At 46.6% G+C, this 19,825-nt stretch carries 19 protein-coding genes and 1 riboswitch; of the genes, 8 read left to right on the top strand and 11 right to left on the bottom strand.

Annotated features, from left to right (window positions below):
* Positions 1-299: 299 nt before the first annotated feature.
* Entirely contained in the window at positions 300-1,730 is a 1,431-nt protein-coding gene (locus QUB37_RS24170; protein ID WP_333166997.1) for an ABC transporter substrate-binding protein, read from the bottom strand.
* Between the two features lie 145 nt (positions 1,731-1,875).
* The gene (gene ntrB, locus QUB37_RS24165; RefSeq protein WP_333166995.1) at positions 1,876-2,724 is read right to left on the bottom strand and encodes a nitrate ABC transporter permease; all 849 of its coding nucleotides are present in this window, start codon (positions 2,722-2,724) and stop codon (positions 1,876-1,878) included.
* A 99-nt stretch (positions 2,725-2,823) separates the two neighbouring features.
* Positions 2,824-3,036, bottom strand: a riboswitch (cyclic di-AMP (ydaO/yuaA leader).
* Positions 3,037-3,205: 169 nt separating this feature from the next.
* Between ntrB and QUB37_RS24160 the strand changes: the two genes are divergently transcribed.
* Entirely contained in the window at positions 3,206-4,399 is a 1,194-nt protein-coding gene (locus QUB37_RS24160; protein WP_333166993.1) for a sensor histidine kinase, read from the top strand.
* Positions 4,400-4,520: 121 nt separating this feature from the next.
* Here the strand turns inward: QUB37_RS24160 and QUB37_RS24155 are convergent, their stop codons facing one another.
* The gene (locus QUB37_RS24155) at positions 4,521-5,858 is read right to left on the bottom strand and encodes an ArsB/NhaD family transporter (RefSeq protein WP_333166991.1); all 1,338 of its coding nucleotides are present in this window, start codon (positions 5,856-5,858) and stop codon (positions 4,521-4,523) included.
* Positions 5,859-6,142: 284 nt separating this feature from the next.
* Between QUB37_RS24155 and QUB37_RS24150 the strand changes: the two genes are divergently transcribed.
* On the top strand, positions 6,143-7,351 hold the full coding sequence (locus QUB37_RS24150) for a HAMP domain-containing sensor histidine kinase (RefSeq protein WP_333166989.1): 1,209 nt from the start codon (positions 6,143-6,145) through the stop codon (positions 7,349-7,351).
* Positions 7,352-7,385: 34 nt separating this feature from the next.
* Positions 7,386-9,503 carry a magnesium chelatase ATPase subunit D gene (bchD, locus tag QUB37_RS24145; RefSeq protein ID WP_333166987.1) on the top strand — a complete coding sequence of 706 codons (2,118 nt, stop codon included), beginning with the start codon at positions 7,386-7,388 and terminating at the stop codon, positions 9,501-9,503.
* An 84-nt stretch (positions 9,504-9,587) separates the two neighbouring features.
* On the opposite strand, the gene QUB37_RS24140 is transcribed toward bchD, so the two are convergent.
* A complete protein-coding gene (locus QUB37_RS24140; protein WP_333166986.1) occupies positions 9,588-9,917 on the bottom strand; it encodes a PEP-CTERM sorting domain-containing protein in 330 nt (109 codons plus the stop codon).
* A 550-nt stretch (positions 9,918-10,467) separates the two neighbouring features.
* Here QUB37_RS24140 and QUB37_RS24135 point away from each other — a divergent pair.
* Together QUB37_RS24135 and QUB37_RS24130 are read left to right on the top strand one after the other, a co-directional pair.
* Positions 10,468-11,196, top strand: coding sequence for a Bax inhibitor-1 family protein (locus tag QUB37_RS24135; protein ID WP_333166984.1), 729 nt, complete (start codon positions 10,468-10,470; stop codon positions 11,194-11,196).
* 243 nt (positions 11,197-11,439) lie between these two features.
* Entirely contained in the window at positions 11,440-13,023 is a 1,584-nt protein-coding gene (locus QUB37_RS24130) for a tetratricopeptide repeat protein (protein ID WP_333166982.1), read from the top strand.
* Between the two features lie 91 nt (positions 13,024-13,114).
* Here the strand turns inward: QUB37_RS24130 and QUB37_RS24125 are convergent, their stop codons facing one another.
* Together QUB37_RS24125 and QUB37_RS24120 are read right to left on the bottom strand one after the other, a co-directional pair.
* Positions 13,115-13,618 carry a Uma2 family endonuclease gene (locus tag QUB37_RS24125; RefSeq protein WP_333166980.1) on the bottom strand — a complete coding sequence of 168 codons (504 nt, stop codon included), beginning with the start codon at positions 13,616-13,618 and terminating at the stop codon, positions 13,115-13,117.
* On the bottom strand, positions 13,543-13,851 hold the full coding sequence (locus tag QUB37_RS24120; RefSeq protein ID WP_333166978.1) for a Uma2 family endonuclease: 309 nt from the start codon (positions 13,849-13,851) through the stop codon (positions 13,543-13,545). Before QUB37_RS24120 ends, QUB37_RS24125 begins: the two co-directional genes overlap by 76 nt.
* Positions 13,852-14,111: 260 nt before the next feature.
* On the opposite strand from QUB37_RS24120, the gene QUB37_RS24115 reads away from it, so the two are divergent.
* The 3 genes from QUB37_RS24115 (at position 14,112) to rpsU (ending at position 16,704) form a co-directional block, all read left to right on the top strand.
* A complete protein-coding gene (locus QUB37_RS24115) occupies positions 14,112-15,131 on the top strand; it encodes a PCRF domain-containing protein (RefSeq protein ID WP_333167002.1) in 1,020 nt (339 codons plus the stop codon).
* Positions 15,132-15,197: 66 nt separating this feature from the next.
* Positions 15,198-16,314 (top strand): peptide chain release factor 2 gene (prfB, locus tag QUB37_RS24110; RefSeq protein WP_333166976.1). Its coding sequence is split into 2 segments (ribosomal slippage): positions 15,198-15,269 and positions 15,271-16,314, totalling 1,116 coding nucleotides; the frame shifts between segments, so codons are not numbered across the junction.
* A gap of 195 nt (positions 16,315-16,509) precedes the next feature.
* Positions 16,510-16,704 carry a 30S ribosomal protein S21 gene (gene rpsU / locus QUB37_RS24105; protein ID WP_006632476.1) on the top strand — a complete coding sequence of 65 codons (195 nt, stop codon included), beginning with the start codon at positions 16,510-16,512 and terminating at the stop codon, positions 16,702-16,704.
* 11 nt (positions 16,705-16,715) lie between these two features.
* On the opposite strand, the gene QUB37_RS24100 is transcribed toward rpsU, so the two are convergent.
* The 5 genes from QUB37_RS24100 to QUB37_RS24080 form a co-directional block, all read right to left on the bottom strand.
* On the bottom strand, positions 16,716-18,179 hold the full coding sequence (locus QUB37_RS24100) for an AtzE family amidohydrolase (RefSeq protein WP_333166975.1): 1,464 nt from the start codon (positions 18,177-18,179) through the stop codon (positions 16,716-16,718).
* A gap of 14 nt (positions 18,180-18,193) precedes the next feature.
* Positions 18,194-18,370, bottom strand: a complete 177-nt coding sequence (locus QUB37_RS24095; protein WP_190657847.1) for a DUF4089 domain-containing protein — start codon at positions 18,368-18,370, stop codon at positions 18,194-18,196.
* Between the two features lie 119 nt (positions 18,371-18,489).
* A complete protein-coding gene (locus QUB37_RS24090) occupies positions 18,490-18,951 on the bottom strand; it encodes a KGK domain-containing protein (protein WP_333166974.1) in 462 nt (153 codons plus the stop codon).
* A 95-nt stretch (positions 18,952-19,046) separates the two neighbouring features.
* Entirely contained in the window at positions 19,047-19,499 is a 453-nt protein-coding gene (locus tag QUB37_RS24085) for a hypothetical protein (protein ID WP_333166972.1), read from the bottom strand.
* 11 nt (positions 19,500-19,510) lie between these two features.
* Positions 19,511-19,819, bottom strand: a complete 309-nt coding sequence (locus tag QUB37_RS24080; protein ID WP_333166970.1) for a hypothetical protein — start codon at positions 19,817-19,819, stop codon at positions 19,511-19,513.
* Between the last annotated feature and the right edge of the window lie 6 nt (positions 19,820-19,825).

Below are 19,825 nucleotides of genomic sequence, written 5' to 3'. Positions count from 1 at the left end.
AGTTAGGAGTTGGGATTCAATCAACTCTCAGCAAAAGTTTTCATTATATCATAAAATTATTTTGCAAGAGGTCTATTGAGTCATCTGACGTTCCTGGTAATTGTTTATGGGTTATTGTATATCTCGCTTGTAGCTGAGTCTCGATCCCCCTAAATCCCCCTTAATAAGGGGAGTAGGGGTTGACTTTGAACGCTCCGGTTCCCCCCTTATTAAGGGGGAGTAGGGGGCAAGCTAAGGGGGGATCGAGGAGCTAGGGGGGAACGCGAGGAATGTAGAAGGAAGACAGCAAATCTCAAAGATTAAGACTGAAAAAAAGACTGAGGGCGGTTGGCTCGAATTTCAAAACTATTCACATAGCCCACCGGATCGCTCGGATCAAATGCCTTTTTATCAATGAAAAGTTCCGCAGGTTCCACCTGGTAATCCTCCTGGGGACAATCGATGCCCATTTCGGCAACAATCTTGCGGTAAAGGTCGGTTCTCCAAGCTTTTTTAGCTAATTCCTCAGCATTTTTTGGCACTTCTTTAATCTGTCCCCAGCGAGCGGCTTGAGTCATCAACCAAATACTCTGAGACTGCCACATAAATGTTGAATGATTTCCCGGTATTTGAGGCAAATTCTTAGGAATGCCATAGAAAATAGTTGCATCTTCCGATTGTATGGTGCGGTCTTTTTCGTCAAACCCTCCATAGTTGTAGTCGCCAACTATTGCCGGTCGCGTAAATTTGTCGATCGCCCCTTTTTTCGGTTTCGCCCCCGTAAACGATCGCCCAGTCAGCAGCGCCGATATTTCACTGCGATTTTCCGGCTTGCTGCAATACTGACAAGCTTCCACCATTGCCTTAACCAGCGAGTAATAAGTTTTCGGATTTTCCTCAATGAATGATTGCATTACTCCCAAAAGTCGATCGGGATGTCCCAGCCAAACTTCCTTGCCTTGAACGAAGGTAAAACCCACTCCCAAATTGCCTTGAATTGCCCGCGTATTCCAAGGTTCGGCTACCATGTAAGCCTGCATCGCGCCAATCCTGATATTAGTTACCATCTGTGGCGGCGGCACAATAATTACCCGAAATTCTTTGAACGGATCGACACCGGCAGCCGCCGATATGTAGCGGACAAAGTATTCGTAAATCGAAGAACTCAGAACAACTGCCCAAACCCTTTGTTCCGGCGGCTGACTGTCAAAAAAGGCTCGAAATTGTTTGCCAAATTCTTCCAAATTGCCGTTGTATTCGTGCCACGGGCGCAAACCGAAATCCCACATAGCTTTGTTCATCGTCATGGCGTTGCCGTGGCGGTGAATTGTCATTGCCGCGCACAGGGGTGCGTGCCGCGCTCCTTCGGCGCCAATTCGGGCGTTGGTGACGGCGCCGGATACGACTGGGGAGGCGTCGAGGCGGCCGAAGATTAGGCCGTCGCGGGAGGTTGCCCAGCTTGCTTCGCGGTTGAGTTGGACGTTTAAACCGTATTTGCGGAAAAAGCCTTTTTTCCAGGCAATCGCAAATGGTGCACAATCGTTAACCGGCACGTATCCTACGGTTAAATCGGGTTTTTCTAAGCTTCGGGAATCGACAACCGGCTTTACGGCTGAGGCTTCTTCTGTGAGTCCTTTTGCCGATCGATCCGCGCTAATTCCACAACTAGATAAAGCCATTCCCGCCGCCGCCGCTCCCATTCCTTGCAAAAACTCGCGGCGGTTCCATTCATTGGAAAACTTGTCACTCATATTTAATTTGACTAATGACTGTTAACTGTTGACTGTTGACTGTTGACTGTTGACTGTTGACTGTTGACTGTTGACTGTTGACTGTTGACTGTTAACTGTTGACAACTGACAACTGCTTTCCTAACAACTGCAAACTGCAAACTGACTAATGATTAATGACCGATCTATGCGTTACTAATTCCTGAATTTTGTCAACAGCAGCGTCGAGCAACAATCCAGTTATGCCAATTACAAACACCGCTAAAAATACTGAACTCAGATTCAAACGGCTCCACTCATCCCAGACAAAAAAGCCAATTCCCACGCCGCCTGTCAGCATTTCCACTGCCACAATCACCAGCCAAGCAATCCCCAAACTAATCCGCAAACCTGTAAAAATATATGGCAAACTTGCAGGCCAAATTATCTGGGTAATCCGCCTCCAGCGCGGCATTTCCAACACTCGCGCCACATCCAGATAATCCTTGGAAACGCTAGAAACTCCCAAAGCTGTGTTGATAATTGTCGGCCACAAAGACGTAATGAATATGACAAAAATTGCCGACGGATCTGCTAAATTAAAAATTGATAGAGCTATGGGCAGCCAAGCTAGCGGCGACACTGGTTTGAAGATTTGAATCAGCGGATTGAGCGCCATCATTGCTGGTTTCGACATCCCGATGAGAAATCCCACGGGAATCGCAACTGCTGCACCCAGAAAAAATCCCACCAACACCCTACGCAAACTTGCTAGCAGCAGCCAGCCAATGCCTAAATCTCCAGGCCCGCGCTGGTAAAATGGATGCAATATGTAATCTAAATTAGCGACTAACGCCTGATACGGAGTGGGAATCAAATCGCTTTTGAAGCTGGCAACAATCCACCACACACCAAGAATTCCCAAAAAACCAGCCGCCGGCAACAAAACTGCATCTCGGATGACAACGGGTTTTATACGCTTCCACGTTGCAACTCCTGCAACTGCGATCGCAGATAAATTAAGCTGTATGAACATTTCAAACTCCTTCAGAGTCAGGGCAGGTACAAGAATCTTGAACAATACCAACCTGAGACACTGACGAAGCCAAACTATCTTGTTCAGAAAGTTGGCTTTTCAGTCTCTTCTCAATGCCTGCGAAGTTAGCTGACGGGCTAGGACTGAGAGATGTCCTTCTCCTGAGATTTCAAAATCAAAAATTACACTCAAATTTGGCAATTTTTAACTTTGCTTTTTAATTCTCTAGAGATTCGCCCCGAAAATTGGTTCCTCCGCTCCAGCCACACGCTTGGTTCGATCGCGCACTGCTGGATTAGGCTTGACTTTTTAAGCCAATTTAACATAAGGTATCACGAGCTTATTCTATTGTCAATATGTCTTTAGGAGTAGCTATTTGAGTGCGGCAGAACCCAAAAGTTGAGAGAAAATTCAAAAAGTTAATTATTAAAGTAATCTAGAAATATAAAATACGATCACTTACTTGATTTCTATAAAAGCAATGATAGATTTTAGCCAAGCCCTACAAGATAAAATTGATATAATTACCGAAAACTGGATCGAAGCTGTTCGGGGCGACGAGAAAATCGGCACCGCCAAGCAACTCACCTACGATTCCGTGCGCGACAGCCTTCCCATCGTACTGCAAGCGATCGTAACTATGCTGTCCGAATCAGAAGAGGGCGACTTTCGGACAGTCATAGAAGAAAGTTTACACCACGGGGGTCTCAGGGCGCAACAAGGCTACGATGCCGCAGAAATTTCGCGGGAATACCGCTTGCTGCGGAGGGTAATTTTCGATGCTTTAGAGCCTGAATTACTAAAAGGCTCAGCCGCTGAAGTGAACCGAGCTTATCGCTTAATTGACGCTGCCCTCGACGAAGCAATTGCTGACTGTTTCCAAACCTATACCCAGGCAAGACTCCAAGAACTACAGGATTTACAAAACCAATTGCAACTTACAAATCAAGAGCTGACTCGCTTACTTCGCGCCAGTCAAGAGAATATATCTCACTTAGCTCATGAATTGAAAACCCCCCTCACCTCTATTATTGGCTACTCACAATTGTTTTTGCGCCAAATAAACAATCCTAGAGTTCAAGATTCGGCTCCCAATTTGGCACATATTGATAAAGTCCTCAACAACGGCAGACTATTACTTAGATTAATTAACGATACTCTCGAAATCTCGCGGTACGACACGGGACGCATAAAATTGCAGCTAACTGCTACAAATGTGCGATCGGCGATCGGCACTGTTGTCGAAATAATCGAGCCTTTGGCCAAAGCAAAAAATTTAGAGATCGCCCTTGAGTGCGATCCGGTTCTCGATCAAGTTATGACAGATTACTTGCGCTTGCAGCAAATTATCACCAACTTGGTGAGCAACGCCATTCGCTACACCCAAGCTGGTACTATTACCATAAAAACCGAATTATTGCCAGACCAACATTGGAGTATCTGCATCACCGATACAGGCATTGGCATTGCTTCAGAAGACTGCGATCGGATTTTTCAGCCATTTGTTCGGGCCAACAACTCCCTGGGTTCTGTGATGCCTGACAGTACCGGCTTAGGGCTAGCAATTGTCGCTCGATTAGTCAACCTCTTGCAAGGTAAAATCGAATTAGTTTCTGAAGTAGGAGTTGGCACCTCCTTCACTGTAATTTTCCCCTTAGAATTGGATGGAGTTTAGATTACTGTTAACTGTTGACTGTTGACTGTTGACTGTTGACTGTTGACTGTTGACTGTTGACTGTTGACTAATAACTAATGACTAATGACTAATGACTAATAACTAATGACTAATGACTTCTTCAAATCAGAAACCGAATAGTTACATAAACAGCCGCAGCCACCAATTGCAACGCCATCACAGGCAGCCCGTAACGCAGAAAAGTTTGAAAAGAAATCCGGCGCCCGTGCAGTTCAGAAATTCCCGCCGCCACTATATTAGAAGAAGCTCCTGCCAAAGTGCCGTTTCCGCCTAAAGTTGCTCCGTACATCATCGCATAAAACAGTGGCAGCACAGCAGGTGGAAACTGCCCTGCAAAATCCGGAGCCAGCACCTCTGCTGGTGCCATCCCGATATTGACAACATACTGTTTTAGCAGCGGCACCATCGCCACTACCAGCGGAATATTTGGCACCACGCTCGACATCAAACCCACAAAAAATAACAAAACTAAAGAACCCAGAAAAATATTTTTACCTAAAATTACTGCTAATATTCCAGATATATTGCCGATTACTCCGGTTTTTTCCAAACCGCCAATCAGCACAAAGATAGACATAAAAAATAGCAACGTGCTCCAATCTAAATCCCGCAAAATATTATTAACAGAATCAAGTTGGGAATGGTGAGCTAAGAGCATTGCCAAAGCAGCCCCCAACAAAGCAATCGCTGCCGGTGAAATAGGCACCGGCAGCGACTCTCCTATTACAAAAAATGTCAGCACGAAAGCTATAATTACACCGCCCACTGCTAAGACTCGCGGGTGATTGATTTTTGGGTGCGGCAAGTGTTCCAAATCGTCTAATTTTTTGTTCCAAATTTCTCGGAACAGCCAAGGCAACATAACTAATATAACTGCTACGGCAATTACCCCGCCCAAACTTAACTTTACCAGGTAATCTGCAAAGCTCATGTTAATAGCATCGCCGACAATGAATGTCGCCGGATCGCCCACGAGTGTCAGCAGTCCCGAACTGTTAGCCACAAATACCATTAAAATCAGTAACGGCACAAAATCTACACCGACTTCTTCTGCCATTGGCGGAATTAATGGTGCTAGCAGCATGACTGTCGTGGCATTGGGCAAAACTGCACAAAGTGGCGTAGTAATCGCGACAATACCCAGCAAGAGATTTTTGCCTTTGCCTTTTGCTAAAAGCACCATTTGAGTTGCCAAGTAGTCGAATACTTTGGTAGGCTCAAAGGCTCTCACCATTACCATGACTCCGAAGAACAAGCCCAGGGTGGCGTGACTTCGACCGATATATTCGATCGCGTTGTTTAACGTCATCACATGGGTAAAAACCAGAATCACCGCTCCCAGAAATGCCGCAACTGTTAGGTGTATCCATTCTGTAATTATTAAGAAAACTACACATATAAATGTTGCCGTAGCGATCGCAGCTTGCACGTTTTCCATTTATTTACCTAAACAAATTAAAACTTAAAATTAAAAACTATTAGTGTGAGGCACTCTACTACTTTATGGCTCTTCTGTCAATAGGTTAAACGGCTGATTATCCTAGCAACAAGCTGGGATCAACCCCTAGAGAGAGATCCGGCACAGGCAAAAAATTACCTCAAAACTACTTCTTTTGGGAGGGTCGCGATCGCCAGAAGTTTGGTATGGCGATCGGGCGATCGCTCAACTAGAATGAAGCATGGGCAATCTCTGCCAAACTCAACCCCCACGACGCAGACATCATGGACTACAGCCAAGTGCTCGCCGAAAAAACCGATACTATCGTCCAAAACTGGATTGAAGCAGTTCGTCAGGATCGGAAAATTGAAAGCGCTGACGCCTTACCGCACTCAGCAATCGAAAATCACATACCTCACCTGCTGGAGGCGATGGCCACAGTGCTTTCCCAATATCAAAACAGCGAAATAAAACTAATAATTGAAGCCAGTTTAGATCACGGATTTCTCAGAGCCGAACAAGGCTACGATGCAGCAGAAGTAGCCCGAGAATACCACTTGTTGCGTCAAGTAATATTCTCGCAGTTAGAATCAGAATTGCTAGCAGGAACCACCGCCGACGTATTCAGAGCTTTTCGGCTGATAGATGCCGTAGTAGACGAAGCAATTGCCCAGTGTTTCAACAGCTACGTGGCTCAGAGGCTGCGGGAACTTCAACAAATCCAAACTCAATTAAAGCTCACCAATCAAGAACTCGATCGCCTCGTCAGCGTCAATCAAGAAAACGTCTACCATTTAGCTCACGAACTCAAAACTCCTCTCAACTCCATTATCGGTTATTCCGAACTGTTTTTGCGCCAAGAAAAATGGCAATCTGAAATCAAAGATACCCTCCCCGGCATCGAACACATCGAACGAGTATTGCGTAACGGAAGACAGTTGCTTCGCATGATTAATGACACACTAGAACTTTCTCGCGCCGATGCCGGAAAAATTAAACTTAACCTGCAGCGAACTAATGTACGATCGGTAATTAACACCGTAGTAGAAATGATGCAGCCAATTGCTGATGCTAAAGGACTAAAGCTCGCTGTTACCAGCGACTGCGGCCCAACACAAGTAATCTCCGACGGACAGAGGCTGCAACAAATTCTGATCAACCTGCTGAGCAATGCCATTCGCTATACAGAATCTGGTAGCATCGAATTAAGTTGCTACCCTGCTGAAGAAGGAAATTGGGCGATCGCAATTACAGATACCGGCATTGGCATCGCCCCCGAAGATACAAACCGCATCTTTGACCCCTTCTTTCAAGCAGGAGAAGCAGGCAAACAGCTCTTTCCCACCGAAAGCACTGGCCTGGGATTAGCAATAGTATCGCGGCTCGTCACGCTGCTGCAAGGCAAAATCGAGCTAGTATCAGAAATAGGAGTCGGCTCAACTTTTACCGTGATTCTGCCGCAAGAAGTTAAAATACTCCAAGAAGTAAGCTAAACATTAAGTTCAAATTTTTACATCCGAAAATCCTATGCCCGCAGCCAACCTTAGCCCTTCCACCACAGCCTTTCCCCTCACCGCCGTAGTCGGGCAAGAAGCAATCAAATTGGCCCTGCTGTTAGCAGCAGTCGATCCCGGATTGGGAGGAGTTGCGATCGCAGGCCGCCGTGGTACAGCAAAATCAGTAATGGCCCGCGCCTTGCACTCCTTACTGCCACCCATTGAAATTGTTAAAGATTCTTTTTGCAACGCCGAACCTAATGATATTCTTGCCGAACAGGCATCAGGCTTGTTACCCGAAAATGGCGGGCAAGATGCCCACACCACTGATAGTAATTCCCAAAATACTGAAATAATTCCCACACCATTCATTCAAATTCCTTTGGGTGTCACCGAAGACAGACTCTTAGGTTCAGTCGATGTCGAACAATCAGTGAAATTCGGCCAAACCGTATTTCAACCGGGACTATTAGCCCAAGCAAATCGAGGCGTACTATATGTAGACGAAATTAACCTCCTCGATGACAATATTTCCAACCAATTGCTAACAGTATTAACCGAAGGTCGGAACCAAATAGAGCGCGAAGGCATTAGCTTTCAACACCCCTGCAAACCTCTATTTATCGCCACATACAACCCCGAAGAAGGGCCGCTGAGAGAACATTTGCTCGATCGCATCGCGATCGTACTTTCAGCCGACGCAGCACTCGAACTAGAAGAAAGAGTCTATGCAGTAGAACAAGCTTTATCCTACTCCAGCTCCCCCCAAGAATTTCTCAATCAATACAGCGAAGACACCGACAACCTCAAAACCCAAATCATCCTAGCCAGAGAATGGCTAAAAGATGTCAGCATTAAACGCGAACAAATTGCCTACCTAGTAGAAGAAGCCATCCGGGGTGGCGTTCAAGGACACCGCGCCGAAATATTCGCAGTCCGCGTCGCCAAAGCCGCCGCCGCCATCGAAGGACGCACAGAAGTTAACGCCGAAGACCTGCGCCGCGCCGTAGAATTAGTCATCGTACCCCGCGCCACCATCATCCAAACTCCCCCAGACGAAAACTCTCCTCCTCCTCCCCCCCCACCGCCTCCCCAAAAGCAGTCAGAACAAGAACAAGACGAACCAGAAAACGAGCAAGAAGACGAAGAAGACCAAGAGGATGAAGACAACCCGGAACCTGAAGAAGAACCAGAAAAAGATACCATTCCCGAAGAATTTCTCTTCGACCCCGAAGGCGTAATTCTCGACCCCAGCGTGCTTTTATTCGCCCAACAATCCGCCAACAAACAAGGCAAATCCGGCAGCAGAAGCACCATTTTCTCGGAAGATAGAGGCCGTTACGTCAAGCCAGTATTACCCAAAGGCCCCGTCCGCCGCATCGCCGTTGACGCCACCCTCAGAGCCGCCGCACCCTACCAAAAAGCCCGCCGCGACAGGAATTCTAACCCCCCCCAACCCCCCCTTAGCAAGGGGGGGCAAGAGGGGGTTCAGCGCCGTGTATTTGTGGAGCAGGGAGACATTCGGGCGAAGCGCTTGGCCAGAAAAGCTGGAGCTTTAGTCGTATTTGTCGTCGATGCTTCGGGTTCGATGGCCCTCAACCGGATGCAGTCCGCCAAAGGTGCAGTCATGCAGCTACTCACAGAAGCTTATCAAAGCCGCGACCAAGTTGCTCTCATTCCCTTTCGCGGAGAACAAGCAGAAGTGCTGCTACCGCCGACTCGCTCCATAGCCTTAGCCCGCAAGCGTTTGGAACGGTTGCCCTGCGGAGGCGGTTCCCCCCTGGCCCACGGTTTGACTCAAGCAGTGCGGGTGGGAGTCAACGCGCGGCAGTCGGGAGATATCGGTCAAGTGGCGATTGTCGCCATTACTGACGGACGCGGTAATATTCCTTTGGCTCGTTCTTTGGGCGAACCGATTGTAGATGGAGAAAAGCCTGATATTAAGAAAGAATTGTTAGAAATTGCTGCCAAAATTCGTGGGTTGGGAATGCAGTTGCTGGTGATTGATACCGAGAGCAAGTTTATTTCGACTGGTTTTGCGAAGGAATTGGCCAAGACTTCTGGAGGGAAATACTATCACTTGCCCAAAGCTACCGAACAGTCGATCGCAGCTATGACTAAAAATGCTCTGCGCGACGCGATCGGCTAAAATCCTGATAGCCACATTTATCTGCGTTTATTCGCGTTTATCTGCTGTTAAAAATCCAAAAATTAGACTTTTTGCCAAAAAAGTCTAATTTTTAACTCTCACTCTCCGGCGACTCAGCGCCAGCGAACCCGCAACTAAACCCAACCCTACCACCGCCGAAGGCTCAGGAATTCTTACGGGCAGAGGCACGCGGTTTGCCGTCCCCCGGTTCGGGGTTGAAGAAGTTGTACTTTGGGGGAGTTGACCGCTATTCTGGGCCAGGAGCAAATATTCTGAACCCTGCCCTGAAGTAGCGGTAGAAACGGCTCCGACATTATCTGCAACGGCAGCTTGACCGCCGCAAATAACGGCGGCGGCAGCAAATAAAATTCCGGCTGTAGGTGGCAATAATTTGCGTTCAAAAAATGTGGGCATTGGAAATTACCTATTTAGCAGTTTGTCTATAGAACTCGATCTATTTATTAATTTTCTGGGTAGGCTCTGTATGAGCTACCTTAGCAATTAACGGAACCGATTTTAGATTTTAGATTTTAGATTTTATATTTATTTTATATTATTGAAGTTTCTAGTCCCTACTTTCAACTAAGTCGCAAATCAAAAACCTAAAATCAACTGTGGCCCCTGCCTCTAGCATATACTGCTTAATCCCCAATCGTAAATCCCCCCTCCAAAATTGATTGACTTCAGCTATATCTGCGATTTGATGGACTTTAAGCTGGCCCCTGGCTACATATAGCGCCGGCCTTTTAACCTCAATTATAGCTTTGCCGCAACGCGCAACGGTGCGAGACAGCGACACGGCACAGACCTGTACGCAGTCGATTATAAACAATCGATCCCTGCTTTGGAGTGATTTCACCCCTGTTCTTTATCAAATCTTTAAACTCTTTCAGGTTTTGCAAACACAGTGTAAAGCTGTCAAAATGATAGATAGCAATTCTCAGTCAAAATTAGGTAAATCCTCGTGAGTAACACTAGCAATTTCCGCGAAGCCGTGCGCGAGGCCAAAAACCACGCGCTAGTAGGCCCCAACGTCATCTCCAACGCTCTCCCCTTCGTGGGCGGCGGACTTGTCTTAACTGCTGTCGGCACCTACGGGGGCCTGGGAGTGATTCGTAACTATCCCGCGATCTTCTTTCCCACATTCATTGCCGCGATCGTCGTAGAATTAATTCTCTTCTTCATCGCCCGCGGTGCCGCCGAACAAGGCAACAAAAACACCGCTTTGCCCCTGCTGGCAACCTACAGTCTGCTTTCCGGCTACACCCTCAGCGGATTGGTATTTACAGCCCTCAGAACCCAAGGCGTCGGCATCTCCGGCATCGCTTTTGCCGCCCTCGGATGTGGCATTACCTTTATCGCTGCCCGCCAAATTGGCTCCAACCTTTCTGAACAAGACGGCATGGCCCTCACCAAAACTATCAGTTTAGGTGTGATTGCTTTGTTAGTCGTCGTTGGCGGTCAGTTTCTGCTCGCTCTATTTGGCGTCTACACCCCAACCTGGTTGGAAATTGGCATTTCTGGCATCGGCGTGTTTATATTTGCCGGCGCTGCGATCGTCGATTTTTACATATTACCCCGCAGCTACCGCGACGACCAGTATTTACCCGCCGCTCTGTCGATGTACTTGACCTACATCAACTTGTTCATTTTCATTCTGCGCCTGCTGATTGCTCTCAACGGCCGGGATTAATTGAAACTTTAGCTTAAAAAAACCGCGGCTCGATCGACATCGGGCCGCGGTTTTTGATTAAGATTTGGAATCAAGATAGTCGTCCTCGTTTCCTCTGTCCATCATACAAAAAACTTATATTATGTTCACAGCCGACAGACATGAGGTATAATCTTACTTTTTAATCGCTCAATCAAAACTCTTGGTATCTAATTGTGTCGATCGCGATTTCAATATTAATCACAAATTAATTGGGGAAAACTCATGTACTTAAAATATGAAGATATCAGGAGAGTCAGCGTAGAAATTACCTCCCGGTGCAATGCAGCTTGTCCCCAGTGTCCCCGCACCGGCAACCCGATTTTGCCGGGGGCGGAATTAAAGATGGAGGATATTGAGAGAATTTTCCCACAAGAGTTTTGCTCTCAGTTGGATTTGGTGTATATGTGCGGCAACTACGGCGATGCTATGACTAGCAATACCACAATTCCGGCGATCGAGTATTTGCACCGCATGGGAGTTCCTCATATCTCCCTGTACACCAACGGTAGCGGACGCAATCCAGACTGGTGGCAAGCCCTGGCAAAGGCGATGACAGGAGAACACGATCGCGTAATTTTTAGTATCGACGGGTTGGCTGATACTAACAGCATCTACCGCCAAAATACCAACTGGGACAGGATAATGCAGTCTGTTAATGCCTTTATCCAAGCAGGTGGAAAAGCTGTATGGCATTACTTGATATTTGAACACAACCAGCACCAAGTAGAAGCAGCGCGGGATTTAGCCCAACAATTAGGATTTGTCGAGTTTGTACCGAAAGCAACCTCTCGTTTTGTGGCGAAAGAGATTTATGACAAAGAGTCCGCAAATCAACAGCCCCAGAAGGCAGAAAACTCTCAGGTAGAGGCTAAGAGCGATCGCCCCAACCAACCAGTAACAGCTAATTTAGCAGACCCTCAGCATCAAGAACAGGCCGCGCTTCAGTTCCACCGACAAGCTGAGGAATTCTTGAAACAAGGAAAGCTATCAGAGGCGATCGCAGCCAGCCAACAAGCCCTAAAAATTCAACCTAATTTTGCAGCAGCCTGGAAAACTTTAGGCAATGCTGTTCAAGGTTTGGGGAAGATGCAAGCTGCAGCAGATTGTTACGCCAAGGCACTTAAAATTCAGCCTAATTTTCCAGAAGTTTATGCTAATGTCGGCAGTCTTTATGCTCAACAGCAACAGTGGCAGCCAGCTAGTGCTTATTACCAAAAGGCGATCGAGCTTAAACCCAATTTTGCAGGAGCTTATCGCAATTTAGCTAAAGTGTTGACGCAGTTGGGGCAACCAGAAAAAGCCAATTATGCTTGGTATCAAGCTATAGCTATCGAAACCTCTCAAGCACCAGAAACAACTCCTTCTGTCCCATCAAGGCCAGCCAGCGAAGAACTCCAACCCCCATCGTTGGAACAATATAAAAATCCCCAGGGAGACCAATTTATTCAAGCTGTAGAAAAATTTGGTAGCCTAAACAATTACTACCGTAATGTAGAAATTAGCTGTCAAACTCAAGCCACCCAAGAGATTTTCATCAGTTTTGAAGCGGAACTCTGGCCTTGCTGTTGGGTAAGCCACACTAAATACGCTATTTATAACCACACTTACAGACCGCAAATGCTGGCTTTAATTGAAAAATACGGAAATGGCTTTAATTCTCTCAGAACTCAATCGGTGAAAGATGCGATCGCCAGAGATTGGTTTCGCGAAGACCTCACAAAAAGTTTTTCCTGTTCTAAAAGGTTGGACGTATGTGCTCACGAATGCGGTAAAACTTTCAATTCAACAGGTTCGCAGTATATCTAAGAAGTCAGTTGACTGTTGACTGTTGACTGTTGACTGTTGTCACAAGAAAGAAGGAAGAATTCGCTCAAGCCGATCGCATTTCATGTCACGATTAAGGCAGGTTATCGGGATCGATCCCTTGCGATCGCAAATACTCAGCTAGGCGATCGGCTCGTTGCTGTTGAACCTCGGCTCGTTGTCGTTCTACCCTCAACTGTTCGCGCATCTGCCCCGCCGCTGCATCCGGCAAGGGATAGGCATTTCCCGACTCGTCGTACCAAACCAAAATTTCTTGCTCGATCCCCCCAATAACTTGCTGAGATCGCCCCATGCCCAGTCCCACTTCTGGCATCCAATAGGGTTCGCCAATCTGCTGCTGGTACTGGCCGTCAATCAGCTTGTAGGCTTCAAACGGTTGATGTCGATCGCGCCGCCAAAATTCGGGGTTGTAAATAATGTAGTACAAAACCCCTAACCCGGCATAAATCGACATTTTCTCGTCGTACTCTCCACCGGGTTTGTGAGACACCATTTCCAATGCTACGATCGGCACAACCTCGTTTTCTTCCCAAACAGCATAGCTGCGGCGAGATTTGCCTCCTTTTCGGCGCTCCACCCCCAAACTGAGAAACCCGTCGGAACAGGCACTTTGGGACTGATTCCTGTGGTGTGATACACCGCCATATCCACCCCAAAGTACCAATCCATGCGAGCCGACCAAATGCTAGTCAGGACAAACAACAATAGGTTGGGTAGCAGATTCTGGTCTTCGTTATCCACAGCCGTATCATCCGAACAGGGCAGGTCTTCGGTGGACGGCAAGCTTAATTTTAGTTCTGGGGAAATCATAGCAGTTAACTTCCATCGAGATCGTTAACCTGATTTTAGATTATAGCAATTTTTTTTTAATTTTTAATGCTGTAAAATTTTCAATTCAACAGGTTCGCAGGATATCTAATTACGAAGAAACAATAACATTTTGTTGAATTATCCTAATTTCAGCTACAATTTGTAAAAGACTTCAAAACCATGAGGACTAACCGTGGAAATTCTACACATAAAACACAACATCGAAACATTGTCCGATCGCCTAACGGGTCTACAAGACTATCTTTAGCTCAGCATTAACCGCCGAGAGCCAAAAGTTACAACAGCTAGCAGCACAACCCAAATCGGGCAAAAGCATCAATACAGGCGAACGGCTACTCCAAGAACTAGACGCACTCCAATCCTACCAGGCAAAACTCAACCAGTGCCAAACAATTTTGGCAGATGCTACAGCAGCACTGGAGTTACTCGAATTTCAAGCAGACGAGGAATTAGAGCAAGAACTTCAAACTAATTTAGCTCAACTCAACTGCTCTCTCGAAGAGTGTGAATTAGAGCAATCCTTGAGCGGGCCTTGCGACAAAAAGGGAGCCTACCTGATAATTAATGCAGCAAGAGATGACTTAGATGCTCCAGACTGGGCACTAATGCTGCTGAAAATGTACTGTTGTTGGGGACACAACCAAGGCTATAGAGTTAGGTTAGTTGAAGAGTCGCCATCGACAGATAGAGGAATTAATTCTGCAACTTTGGCAATAGACGGACGTTGCGCTTACGGCTATCTAAAGTCAGAAACCGGAGTGCATCTACTGAAACGTACATCGCCTTTTAATATTACCAGAAAGCAGGCGAGTTTAGCGACGGTGGAAGTGGTGCCCATGTATGTGGAACTGGAGATTCCACAGCAGGATTTAGAATTAATAATCTTGCCTTCTCCCTACCTGCTTTCTGTGAAAGTCTCAGATTGGGTGAAGATTGTTCATGTTCCTACTGGTATTTCTGCAATATCTGGGGAGGGGCGGAGTCGATTGCAAAATAGAGAAATGGCTTTGCCCGTTCTCACCAGCAAACTGTTTGCTATTATGCAAAGACAAGGAGTTCAACAGCTTGCAGATATTCAGGGCGAGATCCTAAAAACAGCCCTTAACCAACCAATTCGGGAATATCAATTTGTCAGCGACAGCGCGAACCAGGGCAAAGTTTTGGATCTGCGTACAGGAATCCAAACAACAGCCGTCGCCGAGGTGCTCGATGGCAAACTTGACTCGTTTATCAAAGCTGGTGTGCTGCTGAAAAATTGATTTGCACATTTAGAGCAACATTTCAGCTAAACTCAAAAATACAGCCCACAACTAGGAGAACTCACAGTGGAAGTTCTAGACATCAAACACAATATCGCAACTTTGTCCGATCGACTGGGTGCAACCCAGGACTATCTTTGACATCCCCGCACTCACAGCCAAAATTCAAGACTTAGAGCAAATCAGCGCCCAACCAGCATTTTGGGACGACCAAGATCGAGCTCAAGAAACCCTCCAAGAACTTAATGACTTCAAATCTCATTTAGACCAATATCGCGGCTGGCAAACGAGCTTAGAAGATGCTAAAGCTATTTTAGAACTGCTGGAGTTAGAAGCCGACGAGTCCCTCTTCCAAGAAGCCTCATCGAGTCTTTCTCAGTTAACCCGCGAACTCGACCAGTGGGAACTGCAACAATTACTATCGGGGCCCTACGATGAAGGCGGCGCCGTTTTGACAATTAACGCCGGGGCCGGCGGCACAGATGCTCAAGATTGGGCCGAAATGCTGCTGCGGATGTACACCCGCTGGGGGGAAAGTCAAGGTTACAAAGTACATTTAATGGAAATTTCCGAAGGAGAGGAAGCAGGTGTTAAATCGGCTTCTTTGGAAATTGTCGGCCGCTACGCTTACGGTTATATGCGATCGGAAAAAGGCACTCACCGCTTGGTCAGAATTTCGCCTTTTAATGCTAACGACAAGCGTCAAACCAGTTTTGCTGGCGTTGAAGTGATGCCAATTCTCGATCGATCCGTCAAGTTGGACATTCCAGAAAAAGATTTGGAAATCACGACTTCCCGCGCTGGCGGCAAGGGCGGGCAAAACGTTAACAAGGTAGAAACCGCAGTCCGCATCGTTCACATTCCTACCGGCTTGGCCGTCCGCTGTACTGAAGAACGCAGTCAGTTGCAAAATAAGGAAAAAGCTCTGGCATTACTCAAGGCTAGGCTGTTGGTGGTTGCTAAGGAACAGCGGGCTTCGGAAATTGCCGAGATTCGCGGCGATATGGTGGAGGCGGCTTGGGGGAACCAAATTCGCAATTATGTTTTTCACCCATACCAAATGGTCAAGGATTTGCGTACTGGAGTGGAAACAACCGCCATCGCAGATGTGATGAACGGCGAATTAGAGCCGTTTATTCAAGCTTACCTGCGGCAGGAAAATCAGTTGGTCAGTAGTCAGTAGTCAGTAGTCAGTAGTCAGTTGACAGTAGTCAATGAGGACTTCAGTCCGCAAAAAAGCAGGACTTGCATTCCTCACTACGAACCAATTTTCTGGTATGATTTTTGGGTTTTGGTCGATCGCCCGACCTCCAACAGGTCGCGCGGTCAAAAAGCTTGATATGATAAAACTTGATCTGACAAACACTAAGGAGAAATAATGACCCAAGTTGTAATAGGCGAAAATGAAGGGATTGAGTCAGCCCTACGACGGTTTAAGCGACAAGTTTCCAAAGCGGGTATTTTCCCCGACATGAGAAAGCACCGCCACTTTGAAACCCCGTTGGAAAAGCAGAAGCGCAAAGCTATTGCCAGAAGGACTAAGAGACGCTTCCACCGCAACAACAAACCCTAGAATTATTAGCACTAAATTGATTCGGCAGATATAATGCCTTGCGATTCTAGTACCGCAGCGACTCGGAGAATCACCGCTTCGCTGTAGGGAGCACCAATAATTTGTACCCCCAAGGGCAAAGCGCCGGGCCGCTGTACGGGCACGCAAAGAACGGGCAAGCCAATAAATGATAGGGGTTGGGTGAACAGTCCGAGATTGGGACGCACTAAGATTTCTTGTCCGGCTATTACCATTTTCTCGACGCCAATTTCAGGGGCAGCTATCGGGGTTGCGGGTGCGAGGATGATGTCTGTTTGTTGGAATATTTCGCGAATTCGATCGCGGTACCACTGTCTGAATCTCTGCGCTTGCAAGTACCAAGTCGCAGGGATCAGGGTTCCCGCTAAAAAGCGATCGCGCGTCGCCGGATCGAAGTCTTGAGGGCGCGATCGCAAATTGTCCAAATGCAAGTTTCCCCCCTCGCAGGCGGTAATGATAAATGCCGCAGCCCGGGCGCGATCGGATTCCGGTATGGTGACAGTTGCAAGCCCCCCTATTTTTGGGGGGTTTGTTATTTTTGCTGTGCCCTTACCACAATCCAAGACATTTGTCAAGGCTTTAGCAACTATTTCTACAGCATCCATTGCTTCCGGTGCGGCCCCTGTGGCGAAATACCCGTCAGCAACAGCAATTCGCAATCCTTCGATGCCTTGATTTAACTGCGGCGAACAAAGTTCAGGCGGGCGTTGAGTGCAAACAGGGTCACGAGAATCAGGGCCTTGCAGGATATCGTACAGCAGCGCCATATCTCTGATCGATCGCCCAAACGGCCCCACACAATCCAAACTACTCGAAAATAAATAAGCGCCAGCCCTGGACAAACGGCCGTAAGTAGGCTTAAACCCAAAGACACCACACAAAGCAGCCGGTACGCGGATGGAACCGTTAGTATCAGAACCGAGAGTGATGGGTACAAAACCGGCGGCGACTGCTGCTGCGGAACCGCCACTGGAACCGCCAGCGATGCGCGTAGTATCGCGGGGATTGCGAGTCGGCCCGTAGTGGCTGTTTTCGGTGACGAAACCGTAGGCGTACTCATCCATGTTGAGAGTACCTACAAGCACAGCCCCGGCTTGTTTGAGTCGGGCGACCACCGTCGCGTCCTGGGTAGCCGGAGGATTGTCAGCGTTGATTTTTGACCCTGCTAGAGTAGTAATTCCGGCGATATCGAACAGATTTTTGACAGCGAAGGGAACGCCTGCTAAAGGGCCTGGGTTTTGGTTATTTGCGATCGAATTATCTATATTTTCCGCTGCTGCGAGTGCGCTGGATGCAGTGATTGCAGTAAAGCAATTAAAAGCTTTATCCTTAACAGCAATCCGTTCCAAAGCAGCACTTACCGCCTCTGTAGCCGTAACCTTACCACATTTAACAGCCGCTGCCGTAGCAACCGCATCCGCCTTATCTAAAAAACATCTGCGTTCATCTGCGTTCATCTGCGGTTAAAAATCTAAGGTTCAAACACTGGCGCAGCTTCGATTGCTTGAGGTAAAGGGAATTCAGTAACGAGTTGGGCGATCGCAGCTATTCTCTCGAAGTTTACCACAACGCCTGGACGATGTTCCGGGTCTAAGGGTAAGTTTATCAGTTCGGCCGTGCGATCGACATATTCTTCTATATTTGTCATTAGTCCATCCCAAACAACATCAGCGTTCATCCGCGTACATCTGCCCTCATCTGCGGTTGAAAATCTAAGATTCAGATATAAGTGCGATCGATTATTGTATTGTAATCGCGATCGGGCAGTCAGTTATTATTGCTCAGTTTTTTGTATTCCTCGGATTGTCTGATATCATCTAAAGGAGATTTTGGCTCTAGTGGTTCATCAGGACAAAACTTTATACATACCTGTGTTTCACCCAACTGTAAATCTTCCTTAACTTCGATTTTAAGTTTTCCTTTTTGCCAACCATTAGAACCGATCTTAAGAACTTGACAATCGATTCCTTCTTTAGGGGAGTTCCAGTTTATTTCAGAACCAAAAATTATTATTTGTTCGTTAATTCGTAGCTCGTTCATACAATCAATTATCTGCTTCTTCCCTCCTTGGTCATTAGCTCCTACTACATAAGTTTCAAGTATCTTACTAAACTTGCTGGCGGTTAATTTTTTAAACCTACGTACCATAAAAGTAGCTTCATCGAATAACAAAACATCATCATCACCGACTGTCTCATAGTTATTATTGGATTGAATTTTATCGTTCATTTTTTTTAGAAAATTCTGCTGCTTCCTATTTGATACCATTTGAAGGTATCTGAGTCAAGGTGGTAAGAAACAATTTGCGATCGCACTTTCCCAAATCAAACACTGACAGTTTCCCGCAACTTATCAACGGCAACATCCAGCGGAGGCAAAGTAAAATCCTCAGCATCCATTAATTCCTTAACCTTCTCAAAAATCTCAACCTCCGCCTCTTCTTGGTCTGTCAGCTTATCATAAAAATAAGGGTCAGTAAACCACTGTTCAAACGCTATCATTAACAAGCCATTGGGCGAAAGTTCAAACCGCCAATACTTAGAAACCCTGCTGTCAACCACTTCAAACATCGGTGCCGGATTATGGATGGGATAATAGCTGTAATGATCATCACAAATATAGTACCAAATAGTCCCTCTCCATTCTCGGATAGCATAAACAACATATTCCTTGCCTATAGTTAGTGATAACTCAACTGTTCTAGTGTAACCGCGTGGCGGATCTATATATGTTTCAGGAAGAGATGCACCAGTCTTAGCAATACAACGAATTTTCATAACTTGATTACCTACAAATTTTTAGGTGCTGTTTTGGGATACTGTCGCTTGAACTTAAACTCCACATCTTGAAGAGTCTGACTGTTCCGAAACCAATGGACTTGTACGGAAGCTCCATTAATTTCAAAAGCCTCAATACTTGTCATTTTATCCCACTCTTCAGCATTCCCGCCATAAACAGCAATAAGTCTCGGTGCATCGCCCAACAGTCTATCTGTAGCGCAATGAATTACTATGCAATTACCAGCCTTAGCATCTTGCAGGAGCAATTGCTCTGGTAAATTTCTGGGACTCTCATCGGGGATAGCACCTTGATTCATAGTTTA

The organism is Microcoleus sp. AT3-A2 (assembly GCF_036705685.1).
In the GTDB taxonomy this organism is placed as follows: domain Bacteria; phylum Cyanobacteriota; class Cyanobacteriia; order Cyanobacteriales; family Microcoleaceae; genus Microcoleus.
This window is presented reverse-complemented; position numbering and strand designations above follow the sequence as displayed.

What these genes read in the sequence shown, in the direction of transcription:
- QUB37_RS24095 (WP_190657847.1), bottom strand. Translation starts at nt 18,370, where the DNA reads ATGACAAATATAGAAGAATATGTCGATCGCACGGCCGAACTGATAAAC.
- QUB37_RS24100 (WP_333166975.1), bottom strand. Translation starts at nt 18,179, where the DNA reads ATGAACGCAGATGAACGCAGATGTTTTTTAGATAAGGCGGATGCGGTT.
- QUB37_RS24140 (WP_333166986.1), bottom strand. Translation starts at nt 9,917, where the DNA reads ATGCCCACATTTTTTGAACGCAAATTATTGCCACCTACAGCCGGAATT.
- bchD (WP_333166987.1), top strand. Translation starts at nt 7,386, where the DNA reads ATGCCCGCAGCCAACCTTAGCCCTTCCACCACAGCCTTTCCCCTCACC.
- QUB37_RS24080 (WP_333166970.1), bottom strand. Translation starts at nt 19,819, where the DNA reads ATGAATCAAGGTGCTATCCCCGATGAGAGTCCCAGAAATTTACCAGAG.
- ntrB (WP_333166995.1), bottom strand. Translation starts at nt 2,724, where the DNA reads ATGTTCATACAGCTTAATTTATCTGCGATCGCAGTTGCAGGAGTTGCA.
- QUB37_RS24120 (WP_333166978.1), bottom strand. Translation starts at nt 13,851, where the DNA reads ATGATTTCCCCAGAACTAAAATTAAGCTTGCCGTCCACCGAAGACCTG.
- QUB37_RS24085 (WP_333166972.1), bottom strand. Translation starts at nt 19,499, where the DNA reads ATGAAAATTCGTTGTATTGCTAAGACTGGTGCATCTCTTCCTGAAACA.
- QUB37_RS24130 (WP_333166982.1), top strand. Translation starts at nt 11,440, where the DNA reads ATGTACTTAAAATATGAAGATATCAGGAGAGTCAGCGTAGAAATTACC.
- QUB37_RS24170 (WP_333166997.1), bottom strand. Translation starts at nt 1,730, where the DNA reads ATGAGTGACAAGTTTTCCAATGAATGGAACCGCCGCGAGTTTTTGCAA.
- QUB37_RS24090 (WP_333166974.1), bottom strand. Translation starts at nt 18,951, where the DNA reads ATGAACGATAAAATTCAATCCAATAATAACTATGAGACAGTCGGTGAT.
- QUB37_RS24160 (WP_333166993.1), top strand. Translation starts at nt 3,206, where the DNA reads ATGATAGATTTTAGCCAAGCCCTACAAGATAAAATTGATATAATTACC.
- QUB37_RS24150 (WP_333166989.1), top strand. Translation starts at nt 6,143, where the DNA reads ATGGACTACAGCCAAGTGCTCGCCGAAAAAACCGATACTATCGTCCAA.
- rpsU (WP_006632476.1), top strand. Translation starts at nt 16,510, where the DNA reads ATGACCCAAGTTGTAATAGGCGAAAATGAAGGGATTGAGTCAGCCCTA.
- QUB37_RS24155 (WP_333166991.1), bottom strand. Translation starts at nt 5,858, where the DNA reads ATGGAAAACGTGCAAGCTGCGATCGCTACGGCAACATTTATATGTGTA.